The organism is Actinomadura sp. WMMA1423, assembly GCF_006547145.1.
GTDB lineage: Bacteria > Actinomycetota > Actinomycetes > Streptosporangiales > Streptosporangiaceae > Spirillospora.
Map to the genome: position 1 here is coordinate 4397178 of NZ_CP041244.1, position 25692 is coordinate 4422869.

At 69.6% G+C, this 25692-nt stretch carries 21 protein-coding genes, 1 tRNA gene and 1 pseudogene; 13 read left to right on the forward strand and 10 right to left on the reverse strand.

Features of this window, described 5'->3' with window-relative positions:
• Nucleotides 1-16: 16 nt before the first annotated feature.
• A complete protein-coding gene (locus FKD65_RS20265; RefSeq protein WP_141578983.1) occupies nt 17-1168 on the reverse strand; it encodes an acyl-CoA dehydrogenase family protein in 1152 nt (383 codons plus the stop codon).
• Nucleotides 1169-1306: 138 nt separating this feature from the next.
• On the opposite strand from FKD65_RS20265, the gene FKD65_RS20270 reads away from it, so the two are divergent.
• Nucleotides 1307-1639, forward strand: a complete 333-nt coding sequence (locus FKD65_RS20270) for a PspC domain-containing protein (RefSeq protein WP_141578984.1) — start codon at nt 1307-1309, stop codon at nt 1637-1639.
• Here FKD65_RS20270 and FKD65_RS20275 read toward each other — a convergent pair.
• Nucleotides 1636-2964, reverse strand: a complete 1329-nt coding sequence (locus FKD65_RS20275) for an MFS transporter (protein ID WP_141578985.1) — start codon at nt 2962-2964, stop codon at nt 1636-1638. The genes FKD65_RS20270 and FKD65_RS20275 overlap by 4 nt on opposite strands.
• A 95-nt stretch (nt 2965-3059) precedes the next feature.
• Entirely contained in the window at nt 3060-3410 is a 351-nt protein-coding gene (locus FKD65_RS20280) for a metallopeptidase family protein (RefSeq protein ID WP_205718734.1), read from the reverse strand.
• A gap of 23 nt (nt 3411-3433) precedes the next feature.
• Here FKD65_RS20280 and FKD65_RS20285 point away from each other — a divergent pair, with 23 nt between their 5' ends.
• From FKD65_RS20285 to FKD65_RS20305, 5 genes are all read left to right on the forward strand, one after another.
• On the forward strand, nt 3434-5104 hold the full coding sequence (locus FKD65_RS20285; protein WP_240810257.1) for a metallophosphoesterase: 1671 nt from the start codon (nt 3434-3436) through the stop codon (nt 5102-5104).
• 73 nt (nt 5105-5177) lie between these two features.
• Nucleotides 5178-5253, forward strand: a tRNA-Glu gene (locus FKD65_RS20290).
• A 655-nt stretch (nt 5254-5908) separates the two neighbouring features.
• Nucleotides 5909-7258 carry a hypothetical protein gene (locus FKD65_RS45000; protein ID WP_205718735.1) on the forward strand — a complete coding sequence of 450 codons (1350 nt, stop codon included), beginning with the start codon at nt 5909-5911 and terminating at the stop codon, nt 7256-7258.
• Nucleotides 7243-7644: a hypothetical protein gene (locus FKD65_RS20300; RefSeq protein ID WP_141578987.1), complete on the forward strand. Its 402-nt coding sequence runs from the start codon at nt 7243-7245 to the stop codon at nt 7642-7644. The genes FKD65_RS45000 and FKD65_RS20300 overlap by 16 nt, the downstream gene beginning before the upstream one ends.
• 273 nt (nt 7645-7917) lie before the next feature.
• Nucleotides 7918-8562, forward strand: a complete 645-nt coding sequence (locus FKD65_RS20305) for a hypothetical protein (RefSeq protein WP_141578988.1) — start codon at nt 7918-7920, stop codon at nt 8560-8562.
• A gap of 62 nt (nt 8563-8624) precedes the next feature.
• On the opposite strand, the gene FKD65_RS20310 is transcribed toward FKD65_RS20305, so the two are convergent.
• The gene (locus FKD65_RS20310; protein ID WP_205718736.1) at nt 8625-10013 is read right to left on the reverse strand and encodes a serine hydrolase; all 1389 of its coding nucleotides are present in this window, start codon (nt 10011-10013) and stop codon (nt 8625-8627) included.
• A 466-nt stretch (nt 10014-10479) separates the two neighbouring features.
• Here FKD65_RS20310 and FKD65_RS44330 point away from each other — a divergent pair, with 466 nt between their 5' ends.
• From FKD65_RS44330 to FKD65_RS20330, 5 genes are all read left to right on the forward strand, one after another.
• On the forward strand, nt 10480-10650 hold the full coding sequence (locus FKD65_RS44330; RefSeq protein WP_168221119.1) for a hypothetical protein: 171 nt from the start codon (nt 10480-10482) through the stop codon (nt 10648-10650).
• 322 nt (nt 10651-10972) lie between these two features.
• Nucleotides 10973-11155 carry a hypothetical protein gene (locus FKD65_RS20315; RefSeq protein ID WP_141578989.1) on the forward strand — a complete coding sequence of 61 codons (183 nt, stop codon included), beginning with the start codon at nt 10973-10975 and terminating at the stop codon, nt 11153-11155.
• Between the two features lie 232 nt (nt 11156-11387).
• Nucleotides 11388-11609 (forward strand): hypothetical protein, encoded by a 222-nt coding sequence (locus FKD65_RS20320; RefSeq protein ID WP_141578990.1) that lies wholly within the window; start codon nt 11388-11390, stop codon nt 11607-11609.
• A 59-nt stretch (nt 11610-11668) separates the two neighbouring features.
• A complete protein-coding gene (locus tag FKD65_RS20325; RefSeq protein ID WP_141578991.1) occupies nt 11669-11995 on the forward strand; it encodes a hypothetical protein in 327 nt (108 codons plus the stop codon).
• Complete coding sequence (locus FKD65_RS20330) at nt 11985-12419, forward strand: thioesterase family protein (protein ID WP_141578992.1); 435 nt, start codon at nt 11985-11987, stop codon at nt 12417-12419. The genes FKD65_RS20325 and FKD65_RS20330 overlap by 11 nt, the downstream gene beginning before the upstream one ends.
• A 76-nt stretch (nt 12420-12495) precedes the next feature.
• Here the strand turns inward: FKD65_RS20330 and FKD65_RS20335 are convergent, their stop codons facing one another.
• Nucleotides 12496-12879, reverse strand: coding sequence for a hypothetical protein (locus FKD65_RS20335; RefSeq protein WP_141578993.1), 384 nt, complete (start codon nt 12877-12879; stop codon nt 12496-12498).
• Nucleotides 12876-16565 (reverse strand): tetratricopeptide repeat protein, encoded by a 3690-nt coding sequence (locus FKD65_RS20340; protein WP_141578994.1) that lies wholly within the window; start codon nt 16563-16565, stop codon nt 12876-12878. The genes FKD65_RS20335 and FKD65_RS20340 overlap by 4 nt, the downstream gene beginning before the upstream one ends.
• A 616-nt stretch (nt 16566-17181) precedes the next feature.
• On the opposite strand from FKD65_RS20340, the pseudogene FKD65_RS20345 reads away from it, so the two are divergent.
• Nucleotides 17182-20076 (forward strand): annotated as a pseudogene (locus FKD65_RS20345) (CHAT domain-containing protein); the annotation flags it as partial.
• A 388-nt stretch (nt 20077-20464) separates the two neighbouring features.
• Here the strand turns inward: FKD65_RS20345 and FKD65_RS45595 are convergent.
• Nucleotides 20465-21304 carry an alpha/beta fold hydrolase gene (locus FKD65_RS45595; protein ID WP_141578996.1) on the reverse strand — a complete coding sequence of 280 codons (840 nt, stop codon included), beginning with the start codon at nt 21302-21304 and terminating at the stop codon, nt 20465-20467.
• Complete coding sequence (locus FKD65_RS20355) at nt 21285-21770, reverse strand: hypothetical protein (protein ID WP_141578997.1); 486 nt, start codon at nt 21768-21770, stop codon at nt 21285-21287. The genes FKD65_RS45595 and FKD65_RS20355 overlap by 20 nt, the downstream gene beginning before the upstream one ends.
• An 85-nt stretch (nt 21771-21855) precedes the next feature.
• Here FKD65_RS20355 and FKD65_RS20360 point away from each other — a divergent pair, with 85 nt between their 5' ends.
• Complete coding sequence (locus tag FKD65_RS20360; protein ID WP_141578998.1) at nt 21856-22929, forward strand: dipeptidase; 1074 nt, start codon at nt 21856-21858, stop codon at nt 22927-22929.
• Here the strand turns inward: FKD65_RS20360 and FKD65_RS20365 are convergent.
• Both FKD65_RS20365 and FKD65_RS20370 read right to left on the reverse strand, forming a co-directional pair.
• Complete coding sequence (locus FKD65_RS20365) at nt 22900-24411, reverse strand: RtcB family protein (RefSeq protein ID WP_141578999.1); 1512 nt, start codon at nt 24409-24411, stop codon at nt 22900-22902. The two genes, FKD65_RS20360 and FKD65_RS20365, sit on opposite strands and share 30 nt — an antisense overlap.
• A gap of 179 nt (nt 24412-24590) precedes the next feature.
• Nucleotides 24591-25310, reverse strand: a complete 720-nt coding sequence (locus FKD65_RS20370) for a hypothetical protein (protein WP_141579000.1) — start codon at nt 25308-25310, stop codon at nt 24591-24593.
• Nucleotides 25311-25692 lie beyond the last annotated feature (382 nt).

Here is a 25692-nt window from a genome sequence, read left to right on the forward strand (position 1 = left end):
AGGGTTCAAGCAACGCTTAACGGAAGGCGTCCAGCCCGGTGACGGCCTTCCCCAGGGTGAGCAGGTGAACCTCCTGGGTGCCCTCGTAGGTCAGCACGCTCTCCAGGTTGTTCATGTGCCGGATGACCGGATATTCGAGCGTGATCCCGTTGGCGCCGAGGACGGTCCGGGCCTCGCGGGCGACGTCCAGCGCGGCGCGGACGTTCGCGAGCTTGCCGAACGAGACCTGCTGCGGAGTCACGGTCCCCTCGTCCTTGAGCCGCCCGACGTGCAGGGCGACGAGGCCCGCCTGGCCGAGGGCGACCTCCATCCAGGCGAGCTTCTCCTGCGTGAGCTGGAACGACCCGATCGGCTTGCCGAACTGCTCGCGCGTCTTGGCGTAGTCGACGGCCGCCTCGTAGCAGGACCGCCCGGCCCCGACGGCGCCCCAAAGGATCCCGTAGCGGGCCTCCGAGAGGCAGCCGAGCGGGCCCTTCAGCCCCCTCACGCCGGGCAGCATCGCCGACTCCGGCAGCCGCACGCCGTCCAGCACCAGCTCGGAGGTCACCGAGGCCCGCAGCGACAGCTTCCGGTGGATGTCGCTCGCGGTGAACCCGGGGGTGCCCTTCGGGACGAGGAAGCCGCGGATGCCGTCGTCGGTGCGCGCCCACACCACGGCGACGTCGGCGATCGACCCGTTGGTGATCCACATCTTGGCGCCGTCGAGCACCCAGTCGGCGCCGTCCCGGACGGCCCGGGTGAGCATGTCGCCGGGGTCGGAGCCGCGGTCGGGCTCGGTCAGCCCGAAGCAGCCGATGGCCTCCCCGGCGGCCATCCTCGGCAGCCACTCGTTCTTCTGGTCCTCCGACCCGTACTTGTGGATCGCCGCCATCGCCAGCGAGCCCTGGACGGAGACGAAGCTGCGCAGCCCCGAGTCGGCCGCCTCCAGCTCCCGGCATGCGACCCCGTAGGCGACGGCGCTCGTACCGGCGCAGCCGTAGCCCTCCAGGTGCATGCCGAGCAGCCCCAGTTTGCCCAGCTCGGGCGCCAGCTCGCGGGCGGGGAACGTCCCGTCCTCGAACCAGGCCGCCAGGTGCGGCGCCACCTTCTCCGCGACGAACGCGCGCACGGTGTCGCGGACCATCCGCTCCTCGTCGGTGAGCCGGTCGTCTACGCGCAGCACGTCCATGCGGGGTCTCCTCCGTCCGGGGCCGTCCGCCACGAGGGTACGTCGGGGGCCCGACCCTGACCGGGCAGGGGTCCAATCAGGGACGAATCAGGGCGAATCCGGATGTCAGAGTTACCTTCCGCTGGGCATGATCGAGGCATGGACATGGACAAGACCACCACCAGCCAGCCCACCACGGGCAAGCAGCTCCGCCGCACCAGCGAGGGACGGATGATCGCCGGCGTGTGCTCCGGCGCCGGCCGCTACCTCGGCATCGACCCCAACATCCTCCGGCTCGGCCTGGCCGTGTTCACGATCTTCGGCGGGGCCGGCGTCGCGCTGTACGCGATCGCGTGGCTCCTGATCCCCGAGGAGGGGGCGCAGAAGTCGGTCGCCGAGGACCTGTTCAAGAAGGCGAGCGACTCCCCGACCGTCCAGGACGCGGTGCGCAAGGGCAAGGACGCGGTCAACAAGAACCGCACCCACGCCTAGGAAGCGGGGATACCGGACAGTTCGTCGCCGCCGCCGGACGGCGGGGTGACGACGACGGCCTCGACGCGCTCGCGCCCCCCGGCGATGACGCCGCCGCGGACCTGGTTCCAGCCCAGCGTCAGTATCGCGGCGGCCGACAGGCCGAGGACGCCGGCGAGCGCGACCACGGTCTCCGGCCCGAGCACCTGGGCCGCGGCGCCGCCGACGAGGATGCCGACGCCCTGCCCGGCGAGGATGCCGGACTGGGCGAGGCCGAACGCCTGCCCGCGCCCCGCCGCCGGCACCGCGCCCACGAACGCGGTGTTGGCCGCGAGCTGGTAGGCGCCGCCGACGCCCGACAGCGCCCACAGCAAGACGACGCACCACAGCGGCGGATGCGCGCCCGCGCCGATCAGCGGCAGGCACGCGAGCATCGACATCCAGCCCATGACGTGCAGCCGGCTCGCAGGACGGACGAACCGGCTGAACAGCAGCGAACCCACCACCATCCCCGCGGGCATCGCCGCCAGCAGGAGCCCGACCGTCACCGCGCCGCCCCCGAAGGTCGCCGCGTACGGGACCGCCAGGCCCTCGGGGATCACGTAGAACGCGCACAGCCACGCGAACAGCACCAGCGACCGCAGCACCGGGTCGCCGAACACCAGCCGCACGCCGTCGCGCGTGCCGCGCCACAGCCCGGCCACCTGGCGCTCCCTGCGGCGCGACGCGGGCCGCCGCCGCAACCCGCCGATCAGGATGACGGCGGACGCGCCGAACGTCAGCGCGTCGAGCCCGAGCGCCTCGTAGGTCCCGACGACGGCGACGGCGGCGCCGCCCACCACGAAGCCCAGCACCTGCGTGATCTGCTGGGTGACGTTCGCGATCGCCGAGCCCGCCACATATCGGTCGCCTTCCAGTACGTCCGGCATGACGGCGGCGCGAGCGGCGGAGAAGGGCGTCCCCAGCAGCACCGTGAGGAACACCAGTGCCGACAGGCCCGCGACCGGCATCGGCACGAGCGCCATCGCCGCGACCAGCCCCGCCCGCAGGACGTCGCAGACGACCATGACGGTGCGGCGCGGGAACAGGTCGGCCAGCCCGGACAGCACGGGCCCGCCCAGGATCGGCGGGATATAGGTCAGCGCGTACATCAGCGCCGTGAGCAGCGTCGACTTGGTGTGGTCGTACACGAGGACGGCGAGCGCGACCTGCGCGAGCTGGTCGCCGACGAACGACAGGGCCTGCGCGAGCCAGAGAGCACGGAACTCGCCCACCGCGAACACCTCGCGGTAGGTCGCCTGCTCATCCGGCGGACGACGATGCCGGCCGGTCTGCCTTCCCGCCACGCACGCTCCAGTTCAGCCCGCCCGGTGCCGGGCGCCCTCCCCTATTAACTCACGCTGCGTGGCAGTTGCGTGACCTACAGTACACATTTCTCGGTTCAATATCCGAGTTGGTGAAGCCGCTCGTCGTCGATGCCGAAGTGGTGCGCGATCTCGTGTACGACTGTTATCCGGACTTCTTCCACCACGTCGTCCTCGGTGTCGCATATACGGAGGATCTCGTTGCGGTAGATCGAAATGTGATCGGGCAGGACGGCGCCGTACCAGTCACCCCGTTCGGTGAGCGGTACGCCTTGGTAGAGGCCGAGCAGGCCGCGCTCGGGCGCGTCGTCCTCGACGACGATGACGACGTTGCGCATGTGGGCGGTCAGTTCGGGCGGGATGGTGTCGAGGGCCTCCCCCACGAGGTCCTCGAACGCATCGCGCGACAACTCCATCACACCGGTCATTCTGCTCGACAGAAGGGGAACACGTGCCCAAGGTCCGCGCCGCGTTGACCCAGGCTTCCGCCACCGTGCGCGCCAGCGCCGCACGCGCCCGCGACGCCTGCTCGCCCGTCACCCGCCGCACCCGGCCCGTCCTCACCAGCCGCTGGACCCGGTTCTCCCTCGTCGTCCTCGTCGGGCTGGCCGGAGGCTACATCGGCCTCCTCGCCGGCGGCCGCTACGTCACCCCCGTGGGCCCCGCGGACGTCCAGCTCTCCCTGCACCCGTCCCTGCACGGCGGGACGACCCTGAAGCTCCCCCCGCTCGGCTCCCTCCAGCTCGACACCCACGGGGGCCCGGTCTCCCTCGAGGCCCGCCTCACCGACCTGCGCCCCGACCAGGCCAAGAAGCTGATCGAGGACGACACCGAACTCGACCGCCTCACCGACCACATCACCGGCCAGCTCCGGCACGGCATCGTCGAGCTCCTCCTGCGCGCCGCCCTGATCGGCCTGGCCGCGAGCTTCGTCGCGTCCCTGCTCCTCTTCCGCTCCTGGCGCCGCGCCCTGCTCGGCCTCGGCTCCGCCGCCGCGGGCCTCGTCGCCCTCACCCTCGTCACCTGGGCGACGTTCAACCCCCAGTCGATCGCCGAGCCCCGCTACACGGGCCTGCTCGCCAACGCCCCCCAGGTCGTCGGCGACGCGCGCAGCATCGTCGAGCGCTTCTCCGCCTACCGCGCCCAGCTCGCCCGCCTCGTCGGCAACATCTCCGAGCTGTACGCCACCACCTCCACCCTCCCCACCTACGAGCCCGACCCCTCGACCATCCGCGTCCTGCACGTCTCCGACATCCACCTCAACCCCGCCGCCTGGAACGTGATCAAGTCCGTCAGCACCCAGTTCAAGGTCGACGTCATCATCGACAGCGGCGACCTGATGGACCACGGCAGCAAGCCCGAGGACAAGTTCGCGAACGAGATCTCCGGCCTGAAGGTCCCCTACGTCTACGTCCGCGGCAACCACGACTCCAAGGCGACCCAGAAGGCCGTCGGGCGGGAGAAGAACGCGATCGTCCTGGACGACGACCTCCGCGAGGTGGCCGGCCTGCGCATCTACGGCCTCGGCGACCCCCGGTTCACCCCCGACAAGAGCACGCGCGACGACTACGTCGGCGCCGACCAGCTCCGCGCCGAGGGCCTGCGCCACGCCGACGGACTCCGCAAGGCGGGCAAACTCCCCGACCTCGTCGTCACCCACGACCCCACCGAGGGCGAGGGCTTCTCCGGCGTCGCCCCCATGATCCTCGCGGGCCACACCCACGCCCGCTCGACCAAGCTCCTCCCCACCGGCTCCCGCCTCTTCGTCCAGGGCTCCACCGGCGGAGCGGGCCTGCGCGGCCTCGAACACGAGGAGCCGACCCCCATCGAGCTGTCGGTCCTCTACTTCTCCCGCACCAGCCACCGCCTCCAGGGCTGGGACGACCTCCGGCTCGGCGGCCTGGGCCTCACCTCCGCCCAGATCGAGCGCCACCTCGAACCCGCCCCGGACCGCACCGTCCAGCCCCGGCCCCCGGCCACGTCCCCGCCCGCGTCCCCGACGTCGCCGTTCCCCTCGGAGTTCCCGTCCGACTGGCCGTCGCGCACCCCGTCGCCCACCACCTCCCCGTCCCGCACGCCCACCCGGACCCCCTCGACCTCCGGCACCCCCTCTCCGGGGTAACCGTTTGCACGCCGCCCCGCCACGTCCTCTAGACTTGGCGAGTCGAGTGGCGACCATCTCCGCCACCACACGGGCCCCCTTCGTCTAGCGGCCTAGGACGCCGCCCTTTCAAGGCGGTAGCGCCGGTTCGAATCCGGTAGGGGGTACCACCGCATGGCTGCACGATCCCCATCCGGCCCGCCGTCACCCCCCGTGATCGCCGCCTTGGCCGCCCGTAGTTGCGCGTCCACCGTTTCCAGCGTGATCGTTGCCTGGACGTCGACCCGGTCGCTCTAACGCATCTGGACGGCGAAGGCGTCCAGCAGGCGCCGCAGGGCCGCCTCAGGCAGGAGGCCGAGTTCGGCTTGGCCTCCAGATCCGCCCGATGCGTGTGGTGCGTTCGTTGATGGAGTTGACGAAGGCGGGGGGTGGGATCGTCGGCGGCCTCCAACGAGTCGAGGACGCGCGTTCCTTGCGGCGCTTCAGCTCCGCGATCTGTCTCTCGACCCCCGCCAGGTGCTCCAGACGTTCCTGCTCGCCCGGATCGATGACAGTCATCATGGCCGAATTACTTGAGCAGAACCCTCCAAACCATTGCTCGTCCTGGCGCAGTTGCGAATATGAACAACCTTGAAGGCCGGAGACAGTGAGACGCCGTGAAAACGCATGCGAGTGTTGCGCTCTCGGCATCGTGCACGTGCAAAGTTCGCACGTACACGCTTACATAGGGGCGGCGTGATCCGGTGTCGGCCCCCACGTCACCGACGCGCCCGGTGAGTCGTCCGGCGGCCGGTTCACCCTCCCCCCAGCGGAAGGGCTGCGAGCGTGGGTGTGGACAAGCCCCCCGATGTGCAGGACCCCGAGACCACCGAGCCCACACCACCAGAAAACGGCGGAAAGACTCCGTCCACCACTCCCGGAGCGGACGGCAAAACGCCTCGCGTGGACAGCCTCAGAGCAGCAGGCTGGAAGTTCCCTGAGCGGCCGGACGCCGGCAATGGACAACGCGACGATCGTCAGGGCCAATCCGTCGAGTCCTCCTTCGCCGACCCCTCCAGCGAGAAGCCCAAGCCCCCTGTCGATTCGTCAACTGAAGCCGACACCAAGACCAAGGAGAAGCCGGAGACCGGCGTCCCCGAAGGCGGCTCCCAGCCGCCCGAAGAGCACGACCGCGACAAGACCGACCCGGCCGCTCAGAGCGGCAGCGGCGACGCAGGGGCAGAGAAGTCCGGCCAGGCCGAGCCAGAGGACCCGCGCCAAGACGAGGGCGAGCGGGAGGACGAGGGCGAGCGGGAGGGCGGCGACCGTGGCTCCGGGTTCGGCCAACCCGAGACCGAGGAGATGGGAGGGCAGGACGGCCGCGACGAGGATCCGCCCCCTCAGGACAACGTCGACCCCGCCGAGGCCGACAGCACCGGCGACAAGCCCGACGGTGACGACGCCGAGGACATCGCCCCGCCCTCACCTCGGTCGTCTGAGCAACGGCCCGGCCCCCGCGTCGAGACCACCGACGCCCCAGAACCGATTCAGCGCACCCTCCCGGCCGACGCCTCCCCGCCAACCGCCCAACCCCACTCCCGCCTGCAGAGCTTGGCCTTGGCCCGAGCGGAACAACTGGAGGCCGCGGAACGCAACCGGGCCGTCTTCCAAGAGACCTCTGGCACGCCTGGTGAGATCGAGCAGGCAACTCCGCAGCAGAACGACACCGAGCAACCCGGCGAGGAAGACAAGAAGACCGGGGCCTCGCCTGTCGAGCAGCAGGGCACTCAGGAGGAAGCGGAGGTTGCGAACGAGAACGGCGAGACCGCCACCGAATCCAGCGACCGCGATGCCTCGCGCCCCGAGCCGGGAGGCGAGGCATGGGTCGACGGGAAGCCGCCTGCGGAGGCACTCGATAAGGTTCCCGACAAGTGGGGGGACGGCAGTCCGAACAAGAAGGGCGTCGGCCGCCGCTGGGCCGACCCCGAAAACCGCGGTAATGGAATCAGGATAGATGAGGGGGATCCGAGCAATCCCCAGCCCGCCCAACGGGTCGATCATGTCGTTGTTCGCGTCGACGGAAAAGTGATCGGCCGAAACGGACAGCCATTGGAAGGGTCCATCAAGGAGAACTGGGACCAGGCCCATATTCCCTTGTCGGATTGGCTGAAATGGGATAGTTGGAGATCTCCATGATGGATGCTAGGCTCAATCACGTGGTCGTACAGTTTCCTGACATGCGTCGTACTGTCATCGAGGCCCTGCAGGCGCTTTCGGATCCGGAGTATCAGCGCCGCGTCTGGGTGGAGCGCACCTATCCCAAGCCGGGCTTCTATGATGACCTGACCCACAATGTCAACGTCCTGTACGACGACACCTCGGTTGCAGAGGACCCGCGAGCTCAGATCGGTGTCACACTCGAGAATGAGGCAGAGGCCGCGGCGATCGAAAATCTGACTGCCGTCCTAGACCCTCTCCTGGACTCCTTGCCCACCAAACTCGAGGATGCTCAAGTGATCTCTCGCCCCGAATGGAGTGCCGTTGTGAAGGCGGCACAGGAAGCCGTCGGCGTCATTCACTGAGCAACCGCGTCGCCTGGTCGTTGGACGAAGCGACGAGCCGCACCCGCGCACGCACCGGGCCCCCAGGGCGATGGCGGACGGCGTCCGGGGACCACAACCAGTCCATAATGCGATTGCCCGCTCGGGTCGCAGCTGGGGTCCTCCAGCCATGAGCGAAGGGAACGAGTCTCCCGTCCGCCGGTGAGCACGCCGCCCGAGCCAGAGCCGCTCGGAACCCGGGCCAGCCTCTTCGGCCACGCTCCACCTGCATATCAGCAGGATCCGGATTCGCCGTTGCCGCGCCACGGCGCCCCCTATCCCGATCACGAACGTCACTACCGGCGCTCACGGCCGCAACGCCCGGCGGATCCGCGGCAAGGCGGGGTCGCTGCCGCCGCCGTCCTCGACTCCCACTTCGCGGATCCCACCGCACCGCCCGGCGACCTGCTCTGGGCCTTCCACGAGGTCGACGTCCCCATCCATCACAACGAGCACATCGCCGCCGCCGCGCTGCGCGCCGACCGAGCACGCGTGCGGCGGACGGGACGGTGGCTGGTCGACCACACCGGACTGCTTCTGGCGATCATGGCGGACTGCCGGGGCATGGGCATGACGCTCGGACACTACCCGCCCGCCCGGGCCGTCCTCGCGGCCCACGCCGGCCACCTCCAGCGTCAGACCCCCACGATCCAGCGATACCTCACCACGGTCCACCTCGCCGATCCCCTGGCACGAAGCTCGGCGAAGGACCTGGGGTTTCCCGACGAGGCTCGGGACCGCATCCTCGACCGGTACCTCGCCGTCCTCGACGGCGACGACTGGTGCACCGCCGCACGAGCACATCGGAACACCGAAGACGACTACCACGTGTGGCTCGCCGGCACGGCGGCCAAGCGCCTGGGCCTGCGAGCCTTCGCCGACTTCCCCACCCAGGACTGACGGCGGAGCAGAGGCTGCGTGCGCCCGCTCGCAGGCCTCGCTCCGTTCGGCCGGTCAGCCCGTCATGGTGGCGAGACGCGTACGTCCGCTCGGCCGGTGTGCAGGTATGCTGCACGCCCCTGGCCGTCGTCGCCGAGGAACGCCAGCGGCCTGCGGGCGCCGCGTTCGGGTTCGAGCGGGAGCAGCGAATCGCCGCGCCAGGCGACCAGCTCCGTCCGGTAGGGCGCGTCGCCCAGTTCGGCGGTGACTCCGGCGGGAAGGCGCTCCAGCCACAGGCGCCCCTCCTCGTCGCGGCTGACCGTGGTCTCGCCCGTGCTCGACCTGTAGGTGCCGACGTAGCGGGACGCGTCCAGCGGAGGCGCGGCCGGATCGGGCGTCGGCTCCGCGGGCGGTTCGACACCGCCGAGCCCGGGGAGCACACGGCCCGCGATCTCGGCGTACACCCGCCGCGGCAGGCCGCCGTTGGTGACGATCGCCAGCGCCACGTCCCGCCCCGGCACCGCACGCAGGAACGCCGACTGGCCGATGGTGTTGCCGTCGTGGCTGAGGACGGTCCCGCCCGGGAGGTCGAAGAGCTCCCACCCCAGGCCCCAGGCGGTGCCCCAGTTGATGTCGGGCAGCGTGATCTGCGCCTGCTGCATCGCCCTGACGCTCTCCGGGCTCAGCACGGGGCCGCCGTCCGGGCCGAGTCCGCCGGTGAGGTGCATGCGAGCGAAGACCAGCAGGTCGCGAGGGCGCATCGCCAGCATCGACCCGGCCGGCGCGTTCGAGCGCGCCAGCGCCCAGACCGGGACCGGCCGGAGCCGCCCGCCCTGCTCGACATGTCCCACCGCCGCGCGGTGAAGGATCGCCTCGTACGGATCGTTCGCGGCGTGGGTCAGGCCCAGCGGCGTGAACAGGTGCGTCCTCATGCAGGCGTCGAACGGTTTCCCCCGTACGGCCTCGATGATCCGGCCCAGCACGCAGAAGGCGGCGTTGTTGTAGGAGAACATCTCACCGGGTTCGAACAGCTGCGGCACCTGGTGCAGGACGCCCAGGTACTTCTCGAGGCAGTCGTCACCCTTGCCCGTGTCGGTGAAGACGTCCCCCTCGAATCCCGCGACGTGGCACATCAACTGCCGCACGGTGATCCGTTCCGCCGCCCGCTCGTCGGCGATCCGGAAGTCGGGGAGACAGGTCCGCACCGGCGCTTCGAGGTCCAGCTCTCCCTCGTCGACCAGCTGCATGGCCAGCGTCGAGGTCCACACCTTCGTGATCGAGCCGATCTGGAAGAGGGAGTCGACCGTGGCCTCGACGCCCGTGACCGTGTTCAACACCCCGGCCGCGGCCTCGACCGTCTCGTCGCCGGCGCAGACCGCCACCGCGGCCCCGGGCACCCGGTTCTCCGCGAGCAGGTCCGGCAACCGGTGCCGCAGCCACGCGCCGATCGCCTCCAGCTTCGACACGTCCATCCCCCTCACTCGACTCCGGGACGAGCATAAAACCGGCAGGAACCACACCCGGTCCATCGAAATGGGCCGGCCTCGGTCGCCCGAGGGGTGCGGCATGCGACCAAACAGACACACGTGTCTACCAGTTGTCCGAATCAACTTCTTCAACGCCGTTCCGAACCCCACCGCCACCACAGCCGCCGACGCCGGACCGCCCATCACTCACCGGCCGCCCCGCACCGCGCTCCTCCACCCGCCCACCGGCGACGGCCTACCGGTCCGGCGCTACCGAACGGCCCTCGTCAGGGCCGCCCTCCTGTGTGCCGCGCTCGCCATCCTGGCCTTCATGACAGCCCCGTGGAGGGCGAGCGGGGAGAAGCCCCCGAGCCGCGCTCGGAGATAACGATCATCCTGCTGCTGCCTGTGGAGGTGGCGTTCATCCTCATGCTCGGGCCGTACTTCCGCCGCACAGGCCGGCGCGCGCGGCGTGCTGGACGCGGGCGGCAAGACCTGCAAGGACGTCCGGGACCTCCTCAACAACTTCGGCCTGCCCGTCCCGCGCGACGCGCAGACGACCGTCGTCGCCCAGGACTCGCACTGGACGGTCGGGGCGCCGAACGCGAACCCGGTCGCCTGCGCACGTCCAAGGAGAGCGTGAACGGCCAGATGCGGGACGTCATCAAGGGGTACTCCTGGCCGGTCCCGTCCCAGACGAACTTCTACCTCGACTCCCGCTCCTACAGCGAACGCTCAAAGGAGCACTCCGTCCCGCGGGGTCGCGTTCTCACACACGGCGCCTCCACCTTCGACTGCGACACCCCCAAGTCCCGGGGCAGGTTCACCGGCGTGACCATCAACGACATGGCGGCGCCCTGGACCAGCACGCCCCGACGACCGCGCTCGTCCAGGCGTTCCAGCGCAACCCCGTCCCGGATACGGCCCCGCTGCTCGCCGAATCGGACGACCAAGCACCCGCGTCCGTGCGAGCCCTCGACGCGGGTACCGTCGACTCGTCCCTTGCCGAGGCGTTCGTCCAGGCGGGCTACACCGAGGACTCGTCCACGTTCACCGTCGACGTCACCACACCCGGCTCCCTTTGGCTGGTGACCGACAACGAAGTCCACGGCCACCTTCGACGTCCGCTACCTGGACATCGGCGGTGACCAGCATCTCCTCGCCTACCGCGGCGCCGCGCTCGGCATCGACATCACCGCGGCAGGCTCCCGCTGGCGCGTCACGGACACGGCGAACAACACCACCTTCGACATCACGTCCGGCAAGGCCGATCTGCGCGTCCAGCGCCTCGTCGCGACCCTGCGACTGCACGCCCACGACAGGGCCCACTACCTGGACGTCGCCGCCGAGACCACCGGCTACCTCTACACGCTGCTGACCGTGGACAAGGCCGACGGCGGGACCGAGTACATCCTGGAGGTCTACGAGCCCGACGGCACCCACCTGTTCGACCAGGACGGCGTCCACGCCGCCAAGATCGGCATCGACCAGTGGCGCTCCATGTTCTCGCTGAACTACGAGACCCTCCTCGGCCCCGGCCAGCGAACCGAGCCGGGCATCAGCGAATGGATCCCCTCCGCTTCCGCGCCGGACATCCTCTGAAACACGCCACCGCAAGGCCATTGCTTAGCGATTGCTAGCGTTTGCTAAGCTCGACCGCCATGGACCCCGTCTCTCCGCCTCCCGAGCAGGTGGCCGCGGCGCTGCGCCAGATCGCCCGCGGCCTGACGGCACTGGCCGACGCGATCTCCGCACCGTCCGGGCAGTCCGATGAGGACCGGCATCTCGCGCTCATGACCGAATGGGGCCGGCGGGGCCTCACCCGCGCGGAGGCCAGCGCACTGTTCCGCAGGCACGGGTTCTCACCCCAGGCAGCGGGCGGCTGGGCGCGCGGGGACTGGATGGAGGTCCGCGACGACGGAAACCGCTATCTCACCGACCGCTCACTGGCATGGCTCGCCGACCAGGAGGCCGCGAATGACCGCTGAGCCCTTCTCCGTGCGATACGAAGTGCGCGTCTACGAGATCGACCCGCAGCTCCACCTCAACGGAGCGGTCTACGTCCAGTACGCCGACCACTCCCGCTTCGCCTGCCTGCGGGCCGCCGGCGTCTCGGTGGAGAAACTGATCGGCGACGGTTTCGGCCCCGTGAACCTCGAGACGGTGATCCGCTACCACGGCGAACTCCGGAGCGGCGACGAGGTCGACGTCTCCTGCGACTGGCGCTGGGGAGACGGAAAGACCTACACCGTCGAGCACGCCTTCACGCGCGCGGACGGCAAGCTGGCCGCAGAGGTGAAGCACGTGAGCGGGCTACTCGACCTGCAATCCCGCCGCCTCCTGCCCGCCCCGGCCCAGGAGTGGCTGACCCGAGCCGAAAACCCCGCCCTCCTCGGCCTCCCCACCGCCTGACCCCGGCCGGGGACCGGTCACCCTCTTGGTCGTCCTCGATGGACGGGGCGCTCATCCAGCGTCGCCCGCGATGGGGTTACTGGTCGTGGGGTGGATCGGTCTCGTCGCTGATGGCTTGTGCGATCTCTTCGACGACCGCCTCGATGATCCGGTCCCTCTGCTCCGCGTTCACCTGCTCGGGAGCACCGTCGTTGCTCAGCTCGATGCGAACGGTCCGGATGATGACCTGAGTGGACGGCTGCTCGTTGTGCTTCTTCTTGTGGTCCTGGTAGATGGTCCACGCGAGGGTCGCGATGCTGACGATGAGGCCGCCTATGGAGACGGGGTCGTAACGCTCGCGACGGGACGCACCGTCGCCGCTGTGGAGCGCCGCCTCGACGTCGGCAGGAAGGCGCCGACCGTACTCAGGCGCGAGGCGCGCCCCTGCGGCACGGGCCGCCTGCTGAATGGTGTCGTTCATCTAGTCCCGCTTTCGTCAGGGTCAGTTTCGTCCGGGGCGGTGAAGGCGGTTCGGATGTCCGAAGGGAGCGGGCGTTCGGTGGTGGCATGCCAGAGGCTGCGCAGTGTGTTCATCCCCAACTGCCGAGTGAGACGTTCGAGATGATGGGGCGCGGGCCCGGTGGCGGAATGGGGATATTCGTCGAACAGAGCGATACACCGGATGATCCATTCAAGGGCCTTCTGGGGGTCGCCCCGATCTTCGGCAAGCAATCCGAACTGGCCGTAGGTTTGGACCATGCCCGGCCGATCGCCGAGCTCTTGGAAGATGGTGATGGCTTGTCGATACCACAGTTCGGCCTGGTCAAGGTCTCCACGCCGTTGGGCGATCATGCCGAGCTGGTGGTAGCAACGGGCCGTTCTGGGCCGGTCGCGAAGTTCTTCGAAGATGGTGAGAGCTTGGCGGTACCGGTGTAGGGCTTGGTTCAGGTCTCCACGGTGTTGGGCAGTTGTGCCGAGCTGGTGGTAAGTGCTGGCCATTCCGGGCCGATTACGGAGCTGTTCTTTGATGATTAGGGATTGGCGGTACCAGTTTTCGGCCTGGTCCAAGTCCCCCCGCAACTGGGCGGTCGTGCCGAGCTGGTGGTAGCTGCCAGCCATACCAGGCCGGTCGCCGAGCTCTTCGAAGAAGGTGAGGGATTGCCGGTACCAGTGTTCGGCCTGGTCCAAGTCCCCCCGCAACTGGGCGGTGATACCGAGCTGATGATAGCTGGAGGCCATGCCTGACCGGTCGCGCCGCTGCTCTTTGATGGTCAGGGATTGCCGGTACCAGTTTTCGGCCTGGTCCAAGCCCCCTTGCCCCTGAGCGGTCATGCCGAGTTGGTGGTAGAGGACGGCAGTGTTGGCGCGGGTGTGATCTGTTTCGGGGAGTTGCTGGATGGCGTGTAAGAGGGTGCGGTAGGTGTCTTCTGCCTGTTTGAGTTGTCCGGCAGCCTGGAGGCGGTTTGCCTGGCTGTGGGTGAGGAATGCCCACAGGTCACCGGCGGGGCTGTCAAGGCGGGGTGGGGTTCCGGGCGGGTCTTCCAGGATGTCTTGAGCGCGGTCGACCCAGGCGCGCGCCTCCTCATTCAGCCCCCGCAGTTCCCAGTAGTCGTTCAGGAGCGAAGCGATGTTGGTGGCGTGGTTCCAGCACTGATGATGCACCGCGTAGCCGAGCATGCCGGACAGGTTGCGGCGGTGCAGTTCCACCATGGCCACCGCGGTCTGGGCGTTCTCACTTTTCCACTGCTCGGCCAGCCACCCAGCGAATACCGCGTAGGCGTCCAGCAACGCTCGCATCGTGGCGGCGTGCTCGTCGGTGAATCCGTCGGGGTCAAGGCGTTTCCAGTGCGCGGTCAGATAGGACGGCAGCGCCGGGTGCAGGCGGAACATGCCCGTACCGAGTTCGGTCAGCAGCCCCACCTCCGTGGCCCGCCTCAGCAGGCCCAGCCACTCCTCAGATGAGAGACCACGTAGCCGTTGGGGGCATTCCGGCGATTGTGAGATCACGCCGAGAACGTCGCTGTCGGTGATGGTGTGGAACAGTGCCAGGGCGGTGATGGCCTGCTGGTCCTGGTCGGGTAGGTGGGTGAAGGAGTAGGCGATGCTGGCGGCCAGGCTGGTGGTGCGGTCTCCCTCATCCCGCACCGGCAACGGCTCGGTCCCTTTGAGCGCCTCCAGCAGCCGCTCGGGAGTGTTGGCGTCCAGGAGGGGCAGGGTCAGTCGCATGCTGAGGGGGTGCCCGTCCAGCCATTGCATGAGGTCCTCGAACCCTCGCCGCTCACGCTTGGCTCGCGTGCCCGGGTACGGCTCCAGGAGGTGATCGGCGTACAGGACCGCCTCGTCCCGGTTCAATCCCCCCACCTCGATGCGACGGACCTGGGGACCGAGCCAGTCCTCGGGGCTGCGGCTGGTGATCACGATCGCCGAACGGCCCTTGGCAGCGACCCGGTGCAGGAAACCCCGCAGCTCATCCGCCTCATCCTCACCCAAAGGCGGGGTCGCTCCGGTGGGGTCGGGCATGGAGCGGACGGTCTCGAAGTTGTCCCACAACCACAAAATCCGATGGTCGCCCAACAACTTCTCGACGGTCTTGCGGCGCTCTAGTTGGTCCAAGGCCGCGAAGTCGCTGCCGAAGACCTTCAAGCCGAGGCTGGTGACCACACCATCCAGACCGAACGAGGCCACGCCAGGCTCGAACGAATCCCAGAAGACCAGCTCAGGCGAATCGACACCGCCGGTGTCACGCCACCACCGCCCGAACGCCTTGGCCAACTCCGTCTTGCCCGTCCCACCAGGCCCATGCAAAACAACGACAGGCTGGAGACGCGCCGCGGCATCGAGAATGAAGAGCAGGCCATCCCGCCCTACGAACTTCTCTACTGCGTCCAACCCAGCTCCTTGAGAGGAGCCTTCTTCCTCGGATTGGTTTCGTAGTTGGTTGAGCACTTTCTCCAGGGACGGAGTTCCCTTAGGGCGGTCGGCGCGAAGATGGGGGAAGGAGATGTCGCGGCGCCGGTAGTGGACGGGAATGATCCAGTCCTGGAGAGGCAGTTTCCCTTTCGGGCTGGGCCGCTGGTCGGCGAGGGCGAGGCGCAGGCGGCCCGCGGTCATGGCGTCGGCGATCCGGTCTCCGGCAAAGAGGCGCTCGTAGAAGACGGCCATGAACTCGGCGGCCGCGACGGCGTAGACGCTGTAGGCCATGGCGACCACCGAGGCCGCGCCGTCCTTGATCAGGCGGGTGGCGACGGCGGCTTCGACCTGGGACCCGATCTGGCCCGACTGGCAGGCGTTCAGCACGACGACGGGAACGCGCGCGGCCGCGAGGACTTGGGCCACCCTGCCGGCGTCGACGTGGTCGGGGCCGCCTTCGGGTTTCTCGAACACGAGCATGCCCTGCGGCGCGGGGCCGGTGAACGTCAGCGGGTCCCAGTTCGCGGCGGGTGCCTGTCCGTCGCCGAAGACACCGTGGCCGTCGAAGTGGACGATCTGGAACGGCTCTCCGGCCTCGGCCGCCTGGAGCAGGGTCGTCTGGAGTTGGTCGAGGGTGGGCGGGCGAAGCACGACGAGGTCGACGTTGCCGCGGACCGCGTCCAGGCGCTCCAGCAGGGGCCTGGCGATCATCTGGTAGCCGACGTCGTCCTCGCCGGACGGACGGGAGATCACCATCAGCACACGGAGCCGGTCTCCGCTGGTGGGAAACGGTTTCAGCAGATCACTCGCGGAGAGCCGCCGGGTCAGGCTGAAACCGTCCAGCACCAGGGGGCGCCCGCGTCGCGGGTCGCGGAGCAGTTCCCAAGGGAGTCCCAGCCGGGGGGCGGTGGTCGACTCGATGACGAGTTCCGGACGGTTTCCGCTGGCACGGACCGCGGCGTAAGCGGCGAGGGCGGGTCCGTCGCCGAACACCGCCCGGAAGATCGACTCGCCCCACCGGGGGATCTCGGCCGCGACGGCCCGCCCCCGGTCGGAGTAGACGGCGTAGGGGTGGCGGAGGTAGTCCTCCAGGTACCAGCGCAGATCCTCGATGTCCTCGGCGTCCAGCGGCCAGACCATCTCGATGTCCTCGACGGCGGTCTCGGGCTGGTCAACGCCCTGCCACCACACCGCAACCGACACCCGCCCCTGATCACGAATCTTGATCAGGAGCCGGTCGTTCCCCTGCTCGGCCACCCGGTACCCCCTGGACCTTCTCCCCTGAGTGATCCACGAATACGGGACGTTGATCACAATGCGGTCCTCGGAGGTATCAGCCTAGGCGCGTCCTACCGTTCACGGGACGGAAAGATCCGCGTATTGCCCCGAGTGGCCGGAAGGGGTCATTCCGTTCTCCTTGAAATGCTCATTCGGGACGATCTAGTCGAGATGAGGTTCCCCTAGCAGGTTCGGACGAATATCGCTGTCTATCCTGCAACGAGAGCTCTACTGGGGACTGGCTTTCCGTGGAATTACGGGGTGCGATGTGAGGGATGGCCGCCGGAGAAGTCAGCTTCTGGTGTCCGCGCGCGATGACGGCCGAGTGTCGATCCGGCTCCGATTGGCCGGTGAAGAGTTCGCGAGCGATCTGGTCACCGCCCGGGAGGTGCCGTGGCCCCTGGACGACGAGGCCCTCAAGGATCTGCGCTGGTACCTGGAGGACTACCTGAGCGCGCCGTTCGCCTCCTACGACGACCGCGGCGCCGCGATCCGAGACTGCTTGGCCGCCTGGGGCGGCGACCTGTTCAGCGCGCTCCTCGGGGAATCCGGCCCGGCCCGTGAGGCGTACGTGGCGGCCCGGAGCCGCGGGGACATGGAGCTCGTCCTCCAAGCGACGTCGGCCCCCTTCCTCGGTCTGCCGTGGGAACTGCTGCGCGACCCGGCCCGCCCGGCACCACTGGCCCTCGAAGACGTCGCGGTGATCCGGACCCTGCCGTCCGCGGATCTGACCGAGTCGTTCGAACCCGTCCACACCGCGGGGCCGCGACTGCGGGTGCTGATGGTGATTTCCCGGCCCGACGGCACGGAAGACGTGGGCTACCAGATGGTCGCCAGGCCTCTCCTGGAACGCCTGGAATCCGTCCGCGGCACGGTCGAGCTGACGGTGCTTCGGCCGCCCACCCTCAACCAGTTCGAGAAGGTCCTCCAGGAGGCGGTGGATCGTGGGGAGCCGTTCCAGGTCGTACATTTCGACGGCCACGGCGTCTTCGCCCGCCAACCCGTCATTCCTGCCGGACGCGGTTCCACCAGGTACGAGACCAGCGGCGCGAGGGGGATGCTCGCGTTCGAGAAACCCGACGGCGGCGCGGATCTCGTCCCCGCCGACCGGGTCGCGGCGGTCCTGGCCGCCGGCCGGGTCCCTGTCGTGGTGTTGAACGCCTGCCAGTCGGCGCAGATCGGCAGTGAGGTGGAGGCCTCGGTCGCGACCCGTCTCCTGCGCGAAGGCTCCGCCTCGGTGGTCGCCATGGCCTACAGCGTCTACGCCGTCGCGGCCGCCGAGTTCATGGCCGTGTTCTACGAGCGGCTTTTCGCCGGGGACAGCGTGAGCGACGCCGTCGCCAAAGCACGGCGGCACCTGCACACCGCCAATCTCCGCCCCAGTCCAAAGGGATGGCTGCCCCTGGAGGACTGGATGGTCCCGGTCCACTACATGCGCCGGGACATCTCCTTCCGAGGCCTCGTCACCTCACGGCCGCAATCGGTATCGCAGACAGCCATGCTGGCCAAGTTCCGCGCCCAGGCTCAGGACGACGACGGGACGGATGGAGATGACGGACTTGCAGCGACTAAAAGGTTCGTAGGGCGGGACGGTCTGCTCTACACCCTGGATACCGCGGCGCGTCTCCAGCCTGTCATCGTCGTGCATGGGCCTGGTGGGACGGGGAAGACGGAGTTGGCCAAGGCGTTCGGGCGGTGGTGGCGTGACACCGGCGGTGTCGATTCGCCCGAGCTGGTCTTCTGGGATTCGTTCGAGCCCGGGGTGGCCTCGTTCGGTCTGGGCGGTCTGGTCACCAGCCTCGGCTTGAAGGTCTTCGGCAGTGACTTCGCGGCATTGGACCAGGCAGAGCGCCGCAAGACGATCGAGGGGTATCTCGCCGAGTACCGGGTTTTGTGGTTGTGGGACAACTTCGAGACCGTCCGCTCCATGCCCGACCCCACCGGCGCGACCCCGCCTCTGGAGGAAGACGAAGCCGACGAACTGCGGGGTTTCCTGCACCGGGTCGCCACCAAGGGCCGCTCTGCCATCGTGATCACCAGCCGCAGCCCCGAGGACTGGCTCGGCCCCCAGGTCCGTCGCATCGAGGTGGGGGGATTGAACCGGGACGAGGCGGTCCTGTACGCCGATCACCTCCTGGAGCCGTACCCGGGCACGCGAGCCAAGCGTGAGCGGCGAGGGTTCGAGGACCTCATGCAATGGCTGGACGGGCACCCCCTCAGCATGCGACTGACCCTCCGCCTCCTGGACGGCAACACTCCCGAGCGGCTGCTGGAGGCGCTCAAAGGGACCGAGCCGCTGCCGGTGCGAGACGAGGGAGACCGCACCACCAACCTGGCCGCCAGCATCGCCTACTCCTTCACCCACCTACCCGACCAGGACCAGCAGGCCATCACCGCCCTGGCACTGTTCCACACCATCACCGACGGCAAGGTCCTCGGCCTGATCTCACAATCACCGGAATGCCCTCAACGGCTGCGCGGCCTGTCGTATGAGGAGTGGCTGGGCCTGCTGAAGCGGGCCACGGAAGTGGGGCTGCTGACCGAACTCGGTACCGGCATATTCCGCCTGCACCCGGCGCTGCCGTCCTATCTGACCGCGCACTGGAAACGCCTCAACCCTGACGGATTCACCGACGAGCACGCCGCCGCAACGCAGGCGCTCCTGGACGCCTACGCGGCCTACGCCCTGTGGCTGGCCGAGCAGTGGAACAGCGAGAACGCCCAAACCGCGGTGACCTTGGTGGAACTGCACCGCCGCAACCTGTCCGGCATGCTCAGCCACGCCCTTGTCCACCGGCACTGGACCCACGCCGCCGCCATCGCCAGGCCTCTGAACGACTACTGGGAACTGCGGGGACTGCACGAGGAGGCACGGGTCTGGGTCGACCGCGCCCAGAACATCCTGGAGGACCCGCCCGGAACCCCGCCCCGCCTCGGTACCCCCGCCGGTGACCTGTGGGCATTCCTCACCAGCAGCCAAGCCAACCGCCACCTCGCCGCCGGACAACTCAAACAGGCCGAAGACATCTACCGCACCCTCCTACAAGCCCTCCAGCACCTCCCCGAATCCGATTACACCCGCATGAACATCGCCGTCCTCTATCACCAGCTCGCCAGGACCGCCCAGCAGCGGGGGGACCTGGACCAGGCCGGACATTGGCAACAGCAATCCACCACCATCAGAGAACAGCTGCACGATCGGCCCAACATGGGCGCCAGCTACCACCAGCTCGGCGTCACCGCCCAGCTGAAGGGCGACCTCGACCAGGCCGAACACTGGTACCGGCAGGCTCTCGCCATCGAAGAGCAGAACCGCAACCGGCCCGGCATGGCCGCCGGCTACTACCAGCTCGGCATGACCGCTCAACTGCGAGGGGACCTGGACGAGGCAGAACGCCGGTGCGGGCAGGCCCTCACCATCGCAACACAACTCCGCGACCGGCACGGGATGGCCCGCAGCTACCACCATCTCGGCATCACCGCCCAAACCCGGGGGAGCTGGATAAAGCCGAAGACAGGTACCGGCAAGCCCTCATCATCGAAGAACAGCTCCGCAACCGGCCCGGCATGGCCCAGAGTTACGGGCAGCTCGGATTGCTCGCCGAGGACCGCGGTGACCTCCACCAGGCCCTCGAATGGACTGTCCGGTGCGTCGCCCTGTTCGACGAGTACCCCCACCCCGCCACCGGACCCGCGCCCCGCCACCTCGAACGCCTCACCCGCCAAGTCGGCGTCGATGTACTGCGCGCCCTCTGGCAGACGACCACCGGTCGCCCCATCCCCCCACACATCCACACGGCCGTCACCGCCAACACCGGTGAGAACGGGACCGACCCCGAGGTCTCAGGAACTTCACCCCGCAAGTAGCCCACCGCAGCTCAAGTCAGGCTCAGGACGGCCTCGGCTATCTGGCCGGGTTGTTCGGCGACCATGTTGTGGCTGGCGGGCAGGTCGAGTACGCGCAGGTGGGGCCGGTCGGCGGCGAGGGTCAGCAGGTCCCGGCGGATGCCTGCGCGTTGTGCCGCCATCAGGTCACCGACTCGGGGCGGTAGGCCGGGGAGATTCTCCGTGGCCAGGACGAAGAGGGCGGGACAGCGGATGTCGGCCACCGCCGCGACGCTGTCCTGGAAATGGGGGTCGTATCTGAGCCGACTGGCCAATGCCGCGTCGGGGCGCACGTAGGCGCCCTCGTCGGTGGTCCGCAGCGATCGCTGCGGATGCATCGCCGCGGCGGCCTCGGTCAGCGGACGGGCCATCGCCTCGGCTTGGGCGTCGAAGATGGCCTTCATCTCCGTCAGGAGCGCGGCCAGTTCGTCCTGCTCGAGGCCCGCGTAGTGCCGGGGGGCGGTCTCGGCCGAGCGCAGGCCGTCGAGGTTGACGATCCCGGGACCGTCCGGGTGGCGGAGCGCCCACCGCACCGCGATCATGCCGCCGAGCGAGTGGCCCACCAGGACGGGAGCCTCCAGGTTGAAGTGGCCGATGACCGCCTGGACGTCGTCCAGGACCGCCTCCCAATCCCACGGTCCGTCGCCGGACAGTCCGTGGCCGCGCAGGTCCATCGCGACCACCCGGTGCGCGTCGGTCAGCAGGGGCGCGACCGCGTCCCAGTGCAGGAGGGTGCCGCCGAGGCCGTGGAGCAGCAGCACCGGGGTTCCGCGACCGCCGTGGTCGCGGACGGCCAGCGGGACCGGGCGGTCATCAATGATCACGTCGTGCACGGGTGTTCTCCCGGGGGCGGTTGAGCCGTTCGCGGATGGAGGAGGTGGTGACGCCGCCGTCGGGGTGCTGGTCGAGCTTGCCGCGCTTGACCAGGTCGTGGACGCCCTGCCGGGTGATGCCGAGCATCGCCCCGGCCTTGGAGTACGGCACGGCGGGAGCCGGATGGACGATCGAGCGGGCCACGGCCCGCCCCACCGCGGTCCGCCACCAGGAGGCCGGCGGGTCGAAGGGCGCGTCGCCGGGGAAGAACACCCCGATGAGCCGGGCCGCGGTCAGGGCGGCCCGCTCCCGGTCGGGGCCGAGGAGTTGGGCGGCCCAGACCTCGGCCTCCACGCGCAGCCGCGTCCTGATCGGCTCGAGCGGCTCGTCGGAGGCCAGAAGGATCTCCAGCGGATCGAGGATCCGCGTCTCCAGCAGCCGGACGAGTTCCGCCACCAGCTCGACATGGTCTTCCGTGGTCGTCACTTGACACAAGATAGCAAGTACTTGTCGTCTGACGTCAAGTAGTTCGCCGAAACGGGCCCCGGGCCTCCGGGTTACAGTGCCGGGCATGCCTGCCGACTTGCATGAGAGCGCAGTGGTGGCCGACGCCCACAACGACCTGCTGATGGCGGTGGTGGCCCGCCCGCCCGGCCGGTGGGCGTCCTTCTTCCGGGAGCGGTGGCTGCCGCAGCTCCGCGCGGGCGGAGTCGACCTCCAGGTGCTTCCGGTGTTCATCGACGGCCGGTTCAGGCCCGAGGGCGCGCTGCGCGAGACGCTCCGGATGATCGAGTGCGCGCACGTGATCGCCGAGGGGAACCCCGAGGACGTCCGGCTCTGCCTCGACGGGCCGCAGATCGACGCGGCACTGGCCGAGGGGAAGATCGCGCTGGTCCTGGCGCTGGAGAGCATGCCCGGGCTGGACGCGAACGTCGAGCTCCTCGCGACGATGCACCGGCTCGGCGTCCGGGTCGCGTCGATGGCCCACTGGGGGCGCACCCCGCTGGCCGACGGCAGCGGCGAGGACGCCACCGCGAGCCGCCTGACCGCCGCGGGCGTCGCGGCCGTGGCCGAGATGGAGCGGCTCGGCATCCTGCTGGACATCTCCCACCTGGGCGCCGGCGGGGTCGAGCACGTCCTCGAACTCGCGTCCCGGCCGGTGATCGCCACCCATTCCAGCGCCCGCGCCCTGCGCGACCACCACCGCAACCTGACCGACGACCAGATCCGGGGTGTCGCCGCGACCGGCGGCGTGGTCTGCGTGAACTTCCTGCCGGGCTTCCTGGCCGAAGACCCCTGCGACTACACCGTCGCCCGGCTGGCCGACCACATCGACCACGTCGCGTCGGTGGCCGGCATCGACCACGTCGGTCTCGGCCCGGACTTCGTCCACGAGGTCTTCACCGACCTCACGCCGCCCTGCTGCGAGGACCCCGCGGCGAACGCCGGGTTCGACGTCATGGCCACCCTCCCCGGCCTGGCCGGACCCTCCGGCCTGCCCCTGCTGACCGGCGAACTCCTCGCCCGCGGCCGCCCGGAACCCGACATCCGCAAGATCCTCGGCGGCAACCTCCACCGCCTCCTCGCCACCCGCCTCGCCCGACCGCCCGGCAGGTCAGCCCTTGACGGTCAGCAGGGGGCGTAGCTCGACCACGGGGGACGCGACGTCGGCCCGGGCGAGGCTGGACACGACCGGGCCGACGTCCTTGTACACCCACGGCGCCTCCTGCTTGAGGTCGCGGCGCCAAGCGGCCATCACGTCCGCGCGGCGGGTGACCGCCGGGTCGCGGTGGTCGAGAGGCGTGACCACGCGGAACTCGGTGAGGAACGCGTCGAGCTCCGCGTCGCCGGCTCGGGACGCCGCACCGCGCGGGACGCGGCGGCCGGCGCCGTGGCACGCGCTGGCCAGTGTCCGCGGGTTGCCGTGCCCGCGCAGGACGTAGCTGGCCGCCCCCATCGACCCGGGCACGATGACCGGCTCGCCCCACATCGCGTAGGGCCCGCCGGCCATGTCGGCGTACCCGCCCGCGGGCGTCGCGCCCTTGCGGTGCACCACCGACCCGTCGTCGTCCCGCCACAGCAGGTTGTGCGGGGCGTCGTAGACCAGTTCGCCGGTGAGGGCGCCGCACTCGGCGGCGAGCCCCTGGCGCAACATGAGGGAGAGGAAGAACCGGTTGCCGACCGCGAAGTTCGCGGCGTTGCCGAACGCGTCGAGATAGCGCTGGAGCGCCGCCTCGTTCCGCCGGTCGAGAAGGACGGGGAGGATCTTGTTGTCCGGGGCCGGGACGCCCGCGGGCCAGGCCTTCCTCGCCTGGTCCAGGCCGTCGGCGTTGGCCTGGTGGCCCAGCGACAGCGAGCCGCTGTGCACCATCAGCACGACCTGCCCGAGCTCGAAACCCCAGGCGTAGGCGGCCTGCCGGTCGTGGACCGAGGCGACGTACTGGAGCTCGGCGAAGTGGTTGCCGCCTCCGACGCCGCCGATGATGCTGTCGTAGCTGGTGCCGCCCGCGCTGTCGATCCAGTCGCGGAACGGCTCGGCGGTCGTGGTCGGGTACCGCTCGCCGTGGATCCGGCCCGGCCGCCCGTCCTCGGGCCGGTGCTGCGACCAGATCCCGCTCGCCGGGTCGCCGGGGGCGCCGAGCAGACCGGGCAGTCCGTCGCGCAGCAGGGCCTCGCGCTGGACCCCCGACAGCGCGATCCGCCGGCCTCCCTCGAAGAACAGGTGCCGCAACCGGCCTTCCAGCGCGTCCAGCCGGGGACGGACCCGGTCGACGGTGAGCGAGGTCGTCTCCAGCCGCATGCCGCAGTTGATGTCGTTGCCGACCGCCTGCGGGATCAGCGCCCCGCTCGTCCGCAGCACGGTGCCGATCGGCATCCCGGCGCCCTTGTGCAGGTCCGGGGTGAGCGCGACGCGGTCGATGCGCGCGCCGTCGTGCCCGGTCGCGGCGGCGAGCCGCGCCAGGGTGTCGGCGGTCTGGAGCACGGTGAGGATCTCGTCGACCGCGCTCGGCTCGATCGGCACGTCGGTGCCGGCGCAGATGTCGACGGGGATGTCCCACCGGTTGGGAAGATGGAGCCAGTCGTCGTCGGTGCGGACGAGGCGCGGATCCTGCTGGGACGCGGGCATGGGCTTTCCTTGGCGGCTGCTGGATTTCGGGCATGGGTCAGATGCGTGATCGTCCAGAGAGGACGCACGGGACGTCGCCGGACGGGCGACGGGCTCCCCGGGGTTCAGCAGCCGCGAGGTGCGACGAACACTAGCCGGGCCCGGCCGCCCGGCCAACCGAATATGCGCGGCGACCGCGGTCACCCGTCGAGCGGGGTCTCGTCGGATCGTCTCCAGTACTGCCGCTTGCCCTTGTCCCGGACGACGACGCCGATCCGGGCCAGTTCGCGGCGCAGTTCCTTGACGACCTCGGCGGAACCCGAGCCCTCCATGGCCTCCGCGCGCACCTTGAGCAGCGAGTTCGCGTGCTCGGACAGGTCGGGGGTCTTCGGAACCCACGGCCGGAAGTCGTCCAGGTACGGATCGCCGTCGGTCCAGGCGTAACCGTGTCCGGTGAAGGCCGCGGCGAGCTCGCGGACGCTGAGGTCGCACTTCTCCCTGGCGATCTCCTCGCCCCTGCGGCCGAGCAGGACGAGATGGTCGCGGTCCCGGAAGACCGGGCCGATCCGGTCGCGGGTGATCTCCTGGACGTGGCCCGGTCGTTTGAGGACCACCCGGTCGCCGGCCACGCCGACCGAGACCTGCTCCAGGGAGTCGAAGAAGATCAGGCCGAGCCCCGCGACGGCGCCGAGGGCGACCAGGCCGGCGGTGAGCCACGGCTCGGGGATCGAGACCAGCAGCCGGGCCGGTCCCCTCATCGGCGCCCATTCCAGACTCGCCAGCCAGTTCGCGAACACCCTGACCAGCCAGCCGAGCCCGGCCGCGAGCGCGGCGGCCGTGATGTACAGCACCGCCCAAGCCCAGACGGGCCTGGCCAGCGTCGTCAGAGCGTCCGGGTGTTCCCGCTGATGCCGTCGCATGGTCAGGGCCTCCACGCCATCGACTGCTTCACCTGGGACGAGCCGGGGGCGACGTTCATGCTTGTGGACGCTAGTAACCGCCTGAACCGCCCGCAGCCCACCAAAGTCGTCAGCCGGCCGCCAAAGGTCGATCCCGCCGACCACCGAGCGGCGGGTTCGCCCGACCACCTCCGCCTCGGAAGGGACGAGAGGACGGCGGGGCCGGCGATCCCCGCCGGGCGGGGGCCTTCGGGTAGCCGTATGGGGGTTTCTCCCCTCCCCGTCCCCGGCGGCCCGGAGCAGGCTGGTCGTCGATGCGATCTCACAGCGACTACCGCGCCGAGAAGGGTGAGTCCTCGCCGGCGCCGACCGGCCCGCCGTCACCGCACGGTGAGCGGGCGTG